Genomic DNA, 13,747 nt, shown 5'->3' on the forward strand with positions numbered 1-13,747 from the left:
GTACATGCTATAATTAGAGGCTAAGTAGAACGGATGCTTAGAAAAGACTTGGTCTAGCGAACTAATATATGAGGTGTATAAGAATGAATAAACGATGGACAATCGGTAAAATTAACGAATTTGTTGAGAAAAATTCCGAGAGCAAGTTGCTCTCGACAGAATATCACGGTTTTTCTCAAAAATTATTATTTAAATGTGCATGTGGGAACAATTTTGAAAAGACATTTACAAAATTTAAAAATAATCATCAACGTAAATGTGACGTGTGCCAACCTCCAAAAGCGTCACGCTAACGTACCCGATAAAAGCAGTGCCTGGTAACTATTAAATTGAACCGGGCGCTATTTTTTTGGGGGGATGGGTGATGATGTTTTATCAGGGATCTGATAATCCACATTACACTTGTATATTTTCATTTGAGTGTGCTAATCCTAATTAGGAATATTTTCCTTGAGGTGATTTGTGAATGTTTCAGGGTTTAGTTAGTGGTTTTGATTTTGAGATGCCGATCCTGTTTTCCTGGGATGGAGTGATGGCGATTGTCTTTTTCTTTACCATTTATTCATTTTTCGGTTGGCTTTTGGAAAATAGCTATAGCTATGCAAGGAAGCGAGTGTTCTTTAAGGATAACTTCTTCTTCGGGCCATTTAAGCCCATGTACGGGTTCGCACCTATGTTGCTTGTTTTTTTAATCGGAAAAGATATGCATTGGTTACTCGTGTTGACTCTCTGTTTTCTAATCCCAACGTTAGTGGAATATTGCAGCGGATTCCTACTTGAGTGGTTTTTCGGACGGAAATGGTGGGACTACTCAGGCCATAAGCTCCAACTGCAAGGACATATTTGCTTCTCCTATTCCATTTGTTGGATTGCGCTCTCTCTCTTGTGCCTAGCGTATGTTCATCCAATGCTTGTCACTTTTTATGGCGCTGTCGGGGGGTTCTGGGCTTTGATCTGGCCTACAGTTGCCTTGTATTTTCTTGGTGAACTTATATTTGCGATTAGAAGACATATTCCAGAAAAAATACGTGCAGGCAACCCGATTCGATAAATAGCATTTGGGATCAAATCAAATTTGATTTGGTCTTTTTTTATTTATTGAAAAAAATCCTGAATTATTTAAAAGTCTTTTGGTTGACAAGAAAATTGTTTTGTTATAAGATTTATCTTGAAGTTAAGATATTTACTTCAGAGATAAATAAATTAAAGGTATTTTACAAAAATATCCTTTAATATATAAAAAGGAGAGTACATCATGGGTTTATTAGATAAACTTTTTGGTAATCAACAAAAGGAGGAACAAGTAATGTCAAACGAAAAATTAAACATTGGTATTATTTTAGGTAGTACTCGTCAAGGACGCGTAAGTCCTCAAGTAGGAGCATGGGTAAAAGAAATCGCTGATAAGCGTGGAGATGCAAACTACGAAATCGTAGATATCGCAGACTTCAAATTACCATTCCTAGGTGAGGCTGATGCACCTGGAATCGCTGCTTGGAATGAAAAATTAGCTAATCTTGATGGATTCGTATTCATCGTTCAAGAATATAACCACTCTATCACTGGTGCATTGAAAAATGCGTTAGACTTAGCTCGTGAAGCTTGGAACAACAAAGCTGCTGGTATCGTAAGCTACGGTTCAACTGGTGGAGCACGTGCTGCTGAACACCTACGTGGAATCATGGGTGAATTAATGATCGCGGACGTTCGTACACATCCAACACTTTCATTATTCACAGATTTCGAAAATGGTTCAGAATTCAAACCACAAGATCTACACCTAGACAACGTAAACTTAATGTTAGACCAAGTTGTATCTTGGAGCGGAGCTTTAAAAACAGTTCGCTAATAACGAAAAAACAGGATGAGCCTTTAAAGGGCCATCCTGTTTTTTGTGTGGGACAAATTGAAAAAGGGGTCCAGTTGGAGCCCTTTTGGAAAGCGATATCCTATAATTATCCAATTGTAAATCGGCTAACTGCTTTATCAGGTTCGCAATCTCCTAGTAATATCCATTTCTGAACTAGGTAACTGGATAAACTAGTATGAAATCTCCTAAAGTTATCCATTTCTGAACCGGGTAACTGCCTTAACTAGCACGCAGTCTCCTAAAGTTATCCATATACGAACTAGATAACTGCCTAAACAGGTTCGCAATCTCCTAGTAATATCCATTTCCGAACTAGGTAACTGGATAAACTGGTATGAAATCTCCTAAAGTTATCCATCTGTGAACCGGGTAACTGCCTTAACTAGCACGCAATCTCCTAAAGTTATCCATATACGAACTAGATAACTGCCTAAACAGGTTCGCAATCTCCTAGTAATATCCATTTCTGAACTAGGTAACTGGATAAACTTGTATGCAATCGCCTAAAGTTATCCATATGTGAACCAGATAACGGCCTTAACTAGCACGCAATCTCCCAGTATTATCCATATACGAACCAGCAAACCACATTGAGAACTTCACAACCGCCTTGATTCACACTACTTAGCCCCAGATAAAAAAACCAACTACGATCTACACATGCATCCGCCTTGCAAAATCGACAAATCGGAATTTGTCTGGGCGATGGCGGGATTCTGTGTATTGAAATAAGCTCGCATTATCCAAATACACATAGTTTTTGATAACAACGACATTATGAAACCCATCAAGATCTAGTCGCTCGCGGTCCTCGTCTGTTGGCTCCACGACCGTAATTTCCTTTTTTGCAAAACTGATGGTAATCTTCAGTTCATTTTCCAAATAGGCATAAATCGATTCCTCACAAATCTCCTTCGTAAGCTCCGGGACATACTTTCGCGAAATAAAATCCTTGTCCAAAATAATTTTTTCGCCGCCCATTTCCCTAGTACGGATGATCTTCCACACCTGATCCTTACTAGAGAGTTGGAGCTGTTGCTTAATGAATGTATCTGGCTTACCGACCGTCAACTCATGCACATTCGTTATCGGCTTTTCTCCCATCTTTTCCGATAGCTCTCTGAAGCTCACAAGCCCTGAGACTGGAAAATCAAACTTATTCACGTCAATCACGATAGAGCCTTTGCCTTTCATTTTTTGAATATAGCCATTTTGTGAAAGCAGATTCAATGCCTTTCGAATCGTTTCGCGAGAGGTATTGTATACTTCCTTTAATTCATTTTCAGAAGGTAAAAGACTATTCGCTTTGATGTTTCCATTTTTAATTTCTTCTACTAAATCGCTATAGATTGTTAGATACTTATTATTCATGAAAGAATCCCCAATCGATGTAAATATTTAATTATTCTCATTTTACCGCGTTAATGCGAAAAAAGGGAGGGGAATTTTCCCCTCCCACAACTATTATTTTTTACCGAATGAAATTTTACCAACATTAGCTTTTGCGAAGATGACAGTTAATATAAATGGCACGACAACCGCAACACCCATTGCAATTGCAAACATTAGCCAGTCACCAGCTTGGATGGATAAAATTCCAGGTATTCCACCAACTCCGATTGAGTTGGCCATAACTCCACTACCTACTGAGATGATGGCTGCAATCATTGAGCCGAGCATCGCGGCAAGGAACGGGAAGCCGTATTTTAAGTTAATACCAAACATCGCAGGCTCTGTTACACCGAGATAACAAGAGATACATGCTGGGATGGAAACTTGTTTTTCTTCTTCATTTTTACGATTAATATAAATCATTGCAAGAACGGCAGAACCTTGAGCAATATTAGATAAGGCAATCATTGGCCATAGGTTTGTTCCATTAAACTCACTCATTAATTGAAGGTCAATCGCATTTGTCATATGGTGTAAACCAGTGATAACAAGCGGTGCATAGGCAAATCCAAAGATTGCTGCGAATAACCAACCAAAGGCTGAAGTTAAGCTTGTGTATACAACATCAGAAATCCAAGAACCAATTGTCCAACCGATTGGTCCAAGAACAGTATGAGCAATTAAGACAGTCGGAACGAGTGCAAAAAATGGAACAATAATCATTGAGATTGCATTTGGTGAAATCTTACGTAACCAACGCTCTAAGAAAACAAGTACAAACGCAGCTAAAATGGCTGGAATAACCTGTGCTTGATATCCGATCATTTCAATGGTTGTGAATCCAAAATCCCAAACTGGAATTTCTTCTGCATTTGGAACTGCGTATGCATTCAGTAATTGAGGAGATACAAGCGTAATTCCTAGCACAATTCCAAGGATTTGGGAGGTTCCCATTTTACGCGTAATCGACCAAGTGATTCCTACTGGTAAGAAGTGGAAGATAGCTTCACCTATTAACCAAAGGAATGCGTGAACACCAGCCCAAAATTGAGAGGTTTCCACGATTGTTTTTGTACCGTTATCAACTAAATCAATCTCACCGATGACATTTCGGAAACCTAAAATCAGACCCCCAACGACAAGGGCTGGAATAAGCGGTGTAAAAATATCCGCTAAATGTCCCATCATGCGTTGAAGCCAGTTCATGTTTTGCTTAGCGGCAACTTTTGCTTCTTCCTTACTCGTTCCTTCAACACCAGCGTGTTTGACGAACTCATTATAAAAAGTAGAGACTTCATTTCCAATAATGACCTGGAATTGTCCTGCTTGTGTAAAAGTACCCTTTACTAGCCCGATACCTTCAATTTTTTCTATATCTGCATTTTTCGGATCGTTTAAAACGAAGCGCATTCTTGTTGCACAATGTGTGACAGCGGCAACGTTCTCTTTCCCACCAATATGGTCCAGCAGTTCCTTCGCAGGATCTGTGTACTTACTCATGTTTTTTCCCCCTTAAACTAAAGGATATTTTCATTAAACAACCTGTATATACAAGCTGTGATTACGTTTTCAGTTTAACCTGTATATACAAGTATGTCAATTATTTTATTTCGGCATTTTTTAGCTTTTACGAACGCAGGATTTTTATGCCAAAACGCTTATAGCATAACTTCCCTCATGACGTAAAAAATAACCTGTAAACCGATCAAGAAATGGAGTGTAAATATGAAGGCTGTTACGTATCAAAATCCATATAAAGTAAAGGTTAAAGAAGTAGAAGCCCCCAAAATTATAAAAAGCGATGACGTGATTGTCCGCATCACCTCAACCGCCATTTGCGGCTCTGACCTCCATCTTTATCAAGGGAATTTCCCTTTACCAGACGGCTATGTGATAGGGCACGAGCCAATGGGAATTGTTGAAGAGGTAGGTCCTGACGTCACTCATGTAAAGAAGGGCGACCGTGTTGTTGTTCCTTTTACAGTTGCGTGTGGAAAGTGTTATTACTGTGAACATGAATTAGAAAGTCAATGTGATAATGCGAATCCTCATTACGATTCAGGTGGCTATTTTGGCTACTCAGAAAAGTTTGGGGATCACCCAGGTGGCCAAGCGGAATACTTAAGAGTTCCATTTGGGAATTTTACTCCTTTTAAAATTCCAGAAGACTGTGAATTAGAAGATGAGGCTTTACTCTTTTTAAGTGATGTTCTACCAACCGCCTATTGGAGTGTGGTGAACGCAGGCGTAAAAGAGGGAGATACCGTCATCGTTCTAGGATGTGGACCGGTTGGTTTAATGGCCCAAAAATTTGCCTGGATGAAAGGGGCCAAACGTGTTATCGCGGTGGACTATATCGGTTACCGAATGGAACACGCAAAAGCTACGAACAAAGTAGAAATTTTTGATTTTACGCAGCACGATGACATGGGTGAGCATTTAAAGGAAATCACGAGTGGCGGGGCTGATGTCGTAATTGATTGTGTTGGAATGGACGGTAAAAAATCACCTCTCGAATTGATTGAGCAAAAGCTAAAGCTACAAGGTGGAACACTTGGCCCGATTCAAATTTCTACAAAGGCTGTTCGAAAAGGCGGTACAGTGCAGTTGACGGGAGTATACGGAGCGAACTATAATATGTTCCCATTAGGTGCATTTTTCTCTCGTAACATCACATTAAAGATGGGACAAGCTCCGGTCGTTCATTTCATGCCAGAGCTCTACAAAAAAATCGTCAACAAGGAATTCGATCCTACCGATATCATCACGCACAAGGTAGGGCTAGATGAAGCAAGCCATGCCTATAAAATTTTCAACGACAGGGAAGACAACTGTATCAAGGTTATCTTAAAACCATAAAGAATGTAATCGACGAGTGTTTCACTCGTCGATTTTTTATTTATTCAATCCCAAATTTTCAGTAGAATGGAATTAACAGTATTTAGCAGGGATAGGCAGAGGGAGTGAATATCGAATGTGGTATTATTGGTTCACGATTATTTTTTGTTTGGCTGTTGTTCTGATGGCCATTATTATCATACCTTGGATTATAACGGCATTAGGAATTGAGGCAGTTCGTGAACGAAAGACAAAACCTAAGAAAAATAAAAAGAGTAAGCCGTCTGAGGATGTTAAGAGTTTTATGAAGTTAACGGGGGCGCTATTTGCGTTTGCAATTGTTGCCGCATTTTTAGGATATGTAAGCGTTCCGTATGTTAAAGATTTACCACATGTCATGCAAAGAGATTATCTTTCTGAAGAAGGATTCATTGAATATGTAGATGACCTTGGAAAAGACTGGGCCAATGAGGTGGAAGTTAACGGTGAATGGTTTGAATCAACAAAAATTGAGAGCAAACATATGGGGCGTTATATTTCTTTTGAGTATTTACCACATACAAAATTGATAGTTTCATATAAATTGAAGGAGTAATGATGATGTTTAATTTTAAGAAGGGGAGATGGGCTGTCATTTTAATGTGTATCCTTATATTGGCAGCCTGTGCACCAAAAAGTGGGAAGAAAAATGTAGAGATTACGTTAGGGGATTTAAAGCGTGATTATAAAGAAGAATTTGAATTCATTGAAGTGGTTGGTGTAAATGATGAAGGATATGATGTCTTGCTAGTAGCACCCAAGTCAAATCCTGAGTTGCAATTTCATGCTTACCTTTATCAAGGGGATGCAGGAGGATTACCGGTCGTTGGAATGAATAGTAATTATATGGATGTTGCGTTTCTTCATTATGCACCAGAGCTGTATAAAAAACATTTTGGTATCTCGATAGATAAGGAAAAAGCAATAAAAGATTATTTTGCTTTTATCGAGAAAGGCCAATATTCAAATTTATGGGATTTCAATGGGTATCTAGAAACAACCAATTTTATCATTACAGATCTAAATGAAGAAAATATGGAAGAGATGTCCGAAAAAATAACGGGTGCTTTAGTAGACTTCCTGAATATCCATCCGTTTAGTATGAGAAAAGTGGATGGGGGTAGCGGTTATGACGTATTTCGAGCGGAGATTCCTCTTGAGTTTACGGGACATAAATTTAATGAGGGTAATCTGTATAACTCAATATCTACCGATTGGGTAAACGATAAGGACAATCCTCAACAATCCGTTTACGAAGGACTTCTTTATCGAAAGGAACAAAAAGAGAAACTCCGGGATAACGAAAATGAATAACGGCTGCCGCTCTAATGAAGCTATGCAGGATAACTAATGTTGAGAAGTGGAAAACCAATAGGGAGAGAGTACAGTGGATAAGAAAAATCTAAAGTTGGCGATTCAGTTGCGTCATGAATTACATATGCGTCCCGAATTGTCCTATCAAGAGGTTTGGACGAAACAGCATTTGATCGACTTTCTTCAAAAACATACAACAAACATTGAAATTATCGACAAGGGTAAATATTTTTATGCGAAATATGCAGTTGGTGAGGACCGACCTACGATTGCATTTAGAGCTGATTTTGATGCCCTCCCAATTCCTGAAACGATTGAACTTCCATGGAAATCGAAAAATCCAGGAGTATCACATAAATGTGGACATGACGGTCATTCTGCCACTCTAGCTGGATTTTCCCTTGAGGTTGATCAAAAAGGTGCGAATCAAAATATCATTTTCCTTTTTCAGCATGCAGAAGAAACAGGGCAAGGTGGTATTGAATGCGCTGAAATAATGATTGAAGAAAGAGTCGATGAAATTTACGGCTACCACAATATGTCGGGCATCGAATTCAAGGCCGTGCATGTGATCGATGGGACAGCCCACTGTGCTTCAAAAGGGATGTCCATTGAAATGGTTGGTTCACCTGCCCATGCAAGCCAGCCTGAAGATGGAGTCAATCCTTCTTTTGCAATCGCTAAAATCATTGAGACTTTACCAAGGTTAACTTCACCTGAAAAATATGACGGGCTGGTTCTATGCACGATCATTCAAGTAGATATCGGCTCGGAGAATTATGGAATTTCAGCCCATAAGGGTGTTCTACGGTTAACCATTCGTGCGGAAAAAGAGGCGGAACTAAATATCCTTCAGCAAAGTATCGAGAATCTTGCGACTCAACTTGGGAAAGAGCATGGCATTAACGTTAGCTTTGAGTATCGGGATGAGTTTCCAGAAACCGTCAATCATGAGGAATCGGTTATTAATGTCCGCCGTGTTGCAACCGAGAAAGGACTACCCTTACGTGAGCTAACTTCACCATACCGTGCGTCAGAAGACTATGGCCATTATTTAAAACTTGTAAAAGGTGCTTATTTTTATATTGGAAATGGCGAGAAACATCCATCCATTCACACCTACGAATATGATTTCCGCGATGAAATTATTGAAATCGGGGTAGAAGTGTTTAAAGGACTAGTTGGAATGGATTAATTCTGTAACTTTTACAAAGGATAGCCGTATGAAACAGTAAATATCTTTCTACTAGGAGATGATAAAAATCCCTGTTGAAGTATTTTTTGTATGGTTAATTGGATTAATGTTTATATTTTTTGGCGTCCTCATATTTAAAGGGAAAGCGCAGAACTTACTCGATCTGTTCCTAAAACAAGGCGTGGCTTATAATGATGTGTTCTCAAACAAATTTTTCGGTACCATCATTATGATCGTAGGAATTATTGTTTTCCTATTACCGTTTATCCTTGGAATAGAGAATATGAACATTTAACATTGTTCTAAGAGCACCTCCTTTTAAAATAGAATCCTAGAAGGGAAATGTTTCAACCTTGTGGAACTTCTAGGAAAAAGGGGTGCATTTTTATGAGAAAAATATTTACTTGCCATATATGATTCGTTTTCTGAATTTGAGGTAACAGTGTCCACGGAATCGGCTGATGGAGGAATCCATAAAGAGAAACTAATAGTGAGGGGAAAATAGTGATGACAATCGAAATTAAGAATTTTTCAATTGGGCTGCCCGAAAAAATGAAATACGGAGAAAATGAAGAAGTCATAACGGCAATCCGAAAAAAGAAAGTGGAAGAAGCTTTCTTAACCAAAGACGGATTCAGTGGAGATGGAGTAGCTGATTTAAAGCACCATGGTGGTCCTGACCGTGCAGTATGTTTTTACCCGTATGAACATTACGCATTATGGGGAAGTGAATTTTTAGTTCAGTTTCCACTTCCAACCTTTGGGGAGAATTTAACCCTAACGCATATGGAAGAAAAAGATGTATGTATCGGGGACATTTATCAAATTGGTGACGCAGTTATTCAAATCACCCAAGGAAGAATACCGTGTAGCACCATTACAAAAAGGACGAACAATCCTTATCTTTTAAAGATGATGGTCCAAACGGGCTTTACTGGTTACTTGGCGAGAGTATTAAAAGAAGGTACCGTACAAAAGGATTCTACGATTTCGTTAGAAGAACGAAATCCAAATCAAGTCTCTATCCTTGAAGCAAATGAGATTTATTATAAGAGGCCAAGAGATATAGAAGGGATCAACAAGATTTTGGCGGTCGAAGAACTGGCGGATGAGTGGAAAGAGATACTAGACGAGCGATTAACTAGACTAGACCACCCACGTTAAATAGAATGAACCCTTTTTATGGAAATAGTCGTAAACAAAGTAACATATTTATCGGGGGGATGATACGGTGAAAAACATTTTTTGTGAAAAATGTGCGGCAGAAATCACAGATAAAAACAATCTTGTAGTTGCAACGTATTTCTTCTATATCACGAATTACCATGACCAGTGTTATTCAAGAACATTAAAAGGCAGGAAAACACTATTTGTTGGAAATGAACCGATCAATGGGTTCTCTGGTAATCTTAAAGCGATTCTAGCCTTTGTCTTAGCTATGATTCTATTTTTAGATGGTGGAGCATTTCTGTTTGTCGGAATAGTTGCCCTTTTGGTTCCCATAGTTCGCTTGTATGCCTGGTTCACAATTGAACGATATTTAGAGTAGTTTCGGGTATTAATCCTTGCAGGATTAATGCCCTTTTTTGTGGAAGTATGTGTGGAGGTGAAAGTTTGATGAAGTACAAAAAGACAATCGTCCTTCTAGGAATCATAGTGATACTATTTCTTATATTTAAAAAGGACTTATGGGAGAAGAATGAAGATATACTTCAAGAAGAAGTCGTATCCATCCAACAATCGGTTGAAACGATAAATTTAAAAGAGGTTACACCATTCGAATGGGACAAGGTCTATTCCTTCAGCCCGTACACACCGAAGGATACAATCTATGAAACAGTAGGCTACAAGTGGGACCGAATCCAGGAAACCGTGAACGAAGGCATGAACCAAATCGTGTTTCTGAAGGATGGAAAAGTAGTGTGCTACGTATATGGATATCCGTCTAATGTCGGTTATGGAATTTCTTTATCAGGAGAAACACTCTCCGAGTATGCAACAGTCTTATATGTAGAAGATGATCTGACATTCAAAGTTGAGCGAGAAAAGGAAGTTGTTTATTTAATAAAAGAATTCTAGTTTTCTTGTTGTGCTGCCCACTTAGAGTCCTTTAGTTTTCTAGAAAAGGATTCCGGTGGTCATCAAGATGTCTAGAGACGTCTTGAGCGCTATCAACCTCCTAAAAAGAGGAAACTGATGGTACTCCAGGTCGTCTAGAGTGCTATCAACCTCCTAAAAAGAGGAAAGTGATGATACTACAGGGCATCTAGAGTGTTATCAACCTCCTAAAAAGAGGAAACTGATGGTACTCCAGGTCGTCTAGAGTGCTATCAATCCCCTAAAAAAAGGAAATTGATGATACTCCAGGTCGTCTAGAGTGCTATCAACCTCCTAAAAAGAGGAAACTGATGTTACTCGCGGGCGTCTAGAGTTCTACCGTTCTCCTAAAAAAAGGAAATTGATGATGCTCCAGTTCGTCTAGATTGCTATCAGTCTCCTGAAAAGAGGAAAATGATGATACTCCAGTTAGTCTAGATTGCTATCAACCTCCTAAAAAGAGGAAAATTATGGTCTTCATGAGCAACTAGACTTGGTCATAAATCATCGAAAACTAAATGAAAGCCCGAACTAATCTCACGGCAAGCTGAAAGGTTCTTCATAAGCCCGATGAAGACCCAAACGAGCTGCCCAATCCCGATAAAAGTCCTTCATCCCAACAACACTAAACGAAAAAGGTGCCAAAATGCGAAAAATGCTAAAATCACTTTTGTTTTTCCCTACTAACCTAAATAAAGAGAAGCTCCAAGCCCACCTAACTGGAAAAACAATCGTCATCACTGGTGCGAGTTCAGGTATCGGCAAAGAGGTAGCTTACCAATTAGCGTACATCCAATGCCATCTCATCCTAGTCGCCAGAAGAGACGCCTTGCTCGAAAATATCAAAAACGATATTGAAACGCAAAAAGCCAAAGTGAGCATTTTTCAGGCTGACCTAAGAAATGAGGACGAGCTCGCCAACTTTCTAACCTTCTTACACAATCACCATACCTTAGATATCATCGTCAACAACGCAGGCCTTTCCATCAGACGCTCCATCTATGAATCTCTTGATCGGTTTCATGATTTTACACGAACAATGGCGATTAACTATTTTGCGCCTGTTAAAATAGTATTATCAACAATTCCAATGCTCCAAAATAGCAATGGGCAAATTATTAATGTATCGACTATCAACGCCAAGTTAGCACCCGTTCCATATTTCGCAGCCTATCAGGCATCCAAATCAGCATTTGATGTATGGCTCAGATCGGTTTTGCCCGAGTTGCATAAACACAAAATCGCAACTACTACCATCTATTTACCGCTGGTTCGAACACCAATGATTGAGCCCACACCAGGTTATCAAAACGTGCCGGCTATGTCACAGAAGCATGCAGCAAAAATAATCTGTAAGTCGATGTATTCGCGCAGGAAAAAATACCAACCATGGTGGTTAGTTTTTGGACAACTAGCCTCTGTTTTTCTAACGAATCTAGGAGATTTTTCAAAGAAGGGGAAGCAAAATGAAACTGATTAGACTTTTTTATGTTTTATATAAAATAAAGCTGCTTTCCCCAACAGGGCTGTATTATTTAATCGGTTCTATTTTTACTTGCGGAATCAATTTGATGACACTTTTGCAGTTTGCGGAAAAGAAATTTACCGACCAAATTGCGCTCGCAGACGACATTGAAACATTAACCTACAAACAGCTTAAAGAACAATCAACGAAACTCGCCCAGTCTTTAGTCGAAAAAACTCAACTTCAACCCGGAATGAAAGTAGGGGTATTATGTAGAAACCATGCTTCACTCGTAAAAACAATTTTTGCTGTATCACGAGTTGGAGCAGACATCTATTTATTAAATACCGAAATCAGCAAGCAGCAGTTTGATGCTTTCGCCAAGCGACACAAATTTAATCTAGTTATCTATGATTATGAATTGAGCACAATCATTCAAAACTATTCTAACCAAAAGGTCCTAAGCTATCATTCTGATTTACCAGCGATTAGTAATTTCCTAAAATCGAAGGCAAATCAGGCAAACTTACCAAGAACCTCAAAGAGTAAACTTGTTCTTCAAACGAGTGGCACGACTGGAATGTCAAAGGATGCAGCACACAAACCATCCCTTTTTCATTATTTAAATCCGTTTGTTGCTTTTATCAAGCGACTACGAATTTTAGACTATCGTAATGCGTACATTGCAACTCCGATTTATCACGGATATGGTATTGCCGTTCTGTTACTATTCATACCATTAGGGAAAAAAGTGGTGATTACAAGCGGGTTTGATACAAATAAAGCTTGCCAACTAATTAATCAAAATAAAATTGAGGTTGTCACGGTTGTCCCATTAATGCTTCAAAAAATGCTACAAACAAACCCAGCACAATTAAAATCTCTCAAGTGTATCGCATCAGGTGGAGCAAAGCTCCCGACAAAGCTCGTACGGGAAACATTCCAAAAGCTTGGTCCTGTTCTATACAATCTATATGGAACCTCAGAAACTGGCTTGAACTTCATCGCCACCCCACAGGACTTAAGGTATTCGGCAACAACCATTGGCAAGAAGATAACGGGATTAAAAATAAGTATTTTAGATGGAAACAAAAAGGATGTCCAAACTGGCACGATTGGTCAGCTTTGTATGAAGAGTGACTGGTCGATTCGAAAGCATACCTGGATTGAAACAGGTGATGCTGGTTATCGAGACGAAAACGGATATTATTTTTTATGTGGAAGGATAGACGATATGGTCGTTTCCGGTGGGGAAAATGTCTATCCAATTGAAATTGAACAGGTACTAATCAAGCACCCGCAAATTCACGATGTGGCTGTAATCGGAATAATTGACGTCCAATTTGGCCAGCGTTTAAAAGCATTTGTGGTACCAGAAAAAAATGAAGTCCTGACAGAGGAAGAACTACTGGAGTGGCTCCGCCCAAGAGTAGCCAGATTTCAACTTCCAAAAGAGGTTACTATTGTTGAACAATTGCCCTACACACCTCTTGGCAAACTGGATAAAAAACAGCTGGAGTGAGAGCGGAACCCACAT

At 39.1% G+C, this 13,747-nt stretch carries 14 protein-coding genes; 12 read left to right on the top strand and 2 right to left on the bottom strand.

Annotated elements, in window-relative coordinates; genetic code table 11:
* Positions 1-83: 83 nt before the first annotated feature.
* The 3 genes from CKK03_RS23960 to CKK03_RS04365 all read left to right on the top strand — a co-directional run bounded on the left by CKK03_RS23960 (position 84) and on the right by CKK03_RS04365 (position 1,849).
* The gene (locus tag CKK03_RS23960; RefSeq protein WP_099361398.1) at positions 84-293 is read left to right on the top strand and encodes a hypothetical protein; all 210 of its coding nucleotides are present in this window, start codon (positions 84-86) and stop codon (positions 291-293) included.
* Positions 294-466: 173 nt separating this feature from the next.
* Positions 467-1,051 carry a putative ABC transporter permease gene (locus CKK03_RS04360; RefSeq protein WP_099361399.1) on the top strand — a complete coding sequence of 195 codons (585 nt, stop codon included), beginning with the start codon at positions 467-469 and terminating at the stop codon, positions 1,049-1,051.
* A gap of 204 nt (positions 1,052-1,255) precedes the next feature.
* Complete coding sequence (locus CKK03_RS04365; RefSeq protein ID WP_099355375.1) at positions 1,256-1,849, top strand: NADPH-dependent FMN reductase; 594 nt, start codon at positions 1,256-1,258, stop codon at positions 1,847-1,849.
* 675 nt (positions 1,850-2,524) lie between these two features.
* On the opposite strand, the gene treR is transcribed toward CKK03_RS04365, so the two are convergent.
* A complete protein-coding gene (treR, locus tag CKK03_RS04370) occupies positions 2,525-3,241 on the bottom strand; it encodes a trehalose operon repressor (protein ID WP_099361400.1) in 717 nt (238 codons plus the stop codon).
* 93 nt (positions 3,242-3,334) lie between these two features.
* Positions 3,335-4,762: a PTS system trehalose-specific EIIBC component gene (gene treP, locus CKK03_RS04375; protein WP_099361401.1), complete on the bottom strand. Its 1,428-nt coding sequence runs from the start codon at positions 4,760-4,762 to the stop codon at positions 3,335-3,337.
* A gap of 225 nt (positions 4,763-4,987) precedes the next feature.
* Between treP and CKK03_RS04380 the strand changes: the two genes are divergently transcribed.
* From CKK03_RS04380 to CKK03_RS04425, 9 genes are all read left to right on the top strand, one after another.
* Entirely contained in the window at positions 4,988-6,121 is a 1,134-nt protein-coding gene (locus CKK03_RS04380; RefSeq protein WP_099361402.1) for a zinc-dependent alcohol dehydrogenase, read from the top strand.
* A gap of 115 nt (positions 6,122-6,236) precedes the next feature.
* Entirely contained in the window at positions 6,237-6,695 is a 459-nt protein-coding gene (locus CKK03_RS04385) for a hypothetical protein (protein WP_099361403.1), read from the top strand.
* Positions 6,696-6,700: 5 nt separating this feature from the next.
* On the top strand, positions 6,701-7,453 hold the full coding sequence (locus CKK03_RS04390; RefSeq protein WP_099361404.1) for a hypothetical protein: 753 nt from the start codon (positions 6,701-6,703) through the stop codon (positions 7,451-7,453).
* Between the two features lie 73 nt (positions 7,454-7,526).
* The gene (locus CKK03_RS04395) at positions 7,527-8,648 is read left to right on the top strand and encodes a M20 metallopeptidase family protein (RefSeq protein WP_099361405.1); all 1,122 of its coding nucleotides are present in this window, start codon (positions 7,527-7,529) and stop codon (positions 8,646-8,648) included.
* 507 nt (positions 8,649-9,155) lie between these two features.
* Positions 9,156-9,812 carry an MOSC domain-containing protein gene (locus CKK03_RS04405; RefSeq protein ID WP_099361407.1) on the top strand — a complete coding sequence of 219 codons (657 nt, stop codon included), beginning with the start codon at positions 9,156-9,158 and terminating at the stop codon, positions 9,810-9,812.
* Between the two features lie 67 nt (positions 9,813-9,879).
* Positions 9,880-10,197, top strand: coding sequence for a hypothetical protein (locus CKK03_RS04410; RefSeq protein WP_099361408.1), 318 nt, complete (start codon positions 9,880-9,882; stop codon positions 10,195-10,197).
* Positions 10,198-10,265: 68 nt separating this feature from the next.
* Complete coding sequence (locus CKK03_RS04415) at positions 10,266-10,727, top strand: hypothetical protein (RefSeq protein ID WP_099361409.1); 462 nt, start codon at positions 10,266-10,268, stop codon at positions 10,725-10,727.
* Positions 10,728-11,391: 664 nt separating this feature from the next.
* Positions 11,392-12,225: an SDR family NAD(P)-dependent oxidoreductase gene (locus tag CKK03_RS04420; RefSeq protein WP_099361410.1), complete on the top strand. Its 834-nt coding sequence runs from the start codon at positions 11,392-11,394 to the stop codon at positions 12,223-12,225.
* Complete coding sequence (locus CKK03_RS04425) at positions 12,212-13,732, top strand: AMP-binding protein (RefSeq protein ID WP_180271147.1); 1,521 nt, start codon at positions 12,212-12,214, stop codon at positions 13,730-13,732. The genes CKK03_RS04420 and CKK03_RS04425 overlap by 14 nt, the downstream gene beginning before the upstream one ends.
* Positions 13,733-13,747: the final 15 nt, after the last annotated feature.

It is taken from the genome of Fredinandcohnia onubensis (genome assembly GCF_002734215.1).
Lineage (GTDB): Bacteria > Bacillota > Bacilli > Bacillales > Bacillaceae_L > Ferdinandcohnia > Ferdinandcohnia onubensis.

Bases quoted from the DNA above. Each gene is read 5' to 3' on its own strand.
- CKK03_RS04420 (WP_099361410.1), top strand. From the start codon at position 11,392: ATGCGAAAAATGCTAAAATCACTTTTGTTTTTCCCTACTAACCTAAAT.
- CKK03_RS04385 (WP_099361403.1), top strand. From the start codon at position 6,237: ATGTGGTATTATTGGTTCACGATTATTTTTTGTTTGGCTGTTGTTCTG.
- CKK03_RS23960 (WP_099361398.1), top strand. From the start codon at position 84: ATGAATAAACGATGGACAATCGGTAAAATTAACGAATTTGTTGAGAAA.
- CKK03_RS04365 (WP_099355375.1), top strand. From the start codon at position 1,256: ATGGGTTTATTAGATAAACTTTTTGGTAATCAACAAAAGGAGGAACAA.
- CKK03_RS04380 (WP_099361402.1), top strand. From the start codon at position 4,988: ATGAAGGCTGTTACGTATCAAAATCCATATAAAGTAAAGGTTAAAGAA.
- CKK03_RS04415 (WP_099361409.1), top strand. From the start codon at position 10,266: ATGAAGTACAAAAAGACAATCGTCCTTCTAGGAATCATAGTGATACTA.
- CKK03_RS04425 (WP_180271147.1), top strand. From the start codon at position 12,212: ATGAAACTGATTAGACTTTTTTATGTTTTATATAAAATAAAGCTGCTT.
- CKK03_RS04405 (WP_099361407.1), top strand. From the start codon at position 9,156: ATGACAATCGAAATTAAGAATTTTTCAATTGGGCTGCCCGAAAAAATG.
- CKK03_RS04360 (WP_099361399.1), top strand. From the start codon at position 467: ATGTTTCAGGGTTTAGTTAGTGGTTTTGATTTTGAGATGCCGATCCTG.
- treP (WP_099361401.1), bottom strand. From the start codon at position 4,762: ATGAGTAAGTACACAGATCCTGCGAAGGAACTGCTGGACCATATTGGT.
- CKK03_RS04390 (WP_099361404.1), top strand. From the start codon at position 6,701: ATGTTTAATTTTAAGAAGGGGAGATGGGCTGTCATTTTAATGTGTATC.
- treR (WP_099361400.1), bottom strand. From the start codon at position 3,241: ATGAATAATAAGTATCTAACAATCTATAGCGATTTAGTAGAAGAAATT.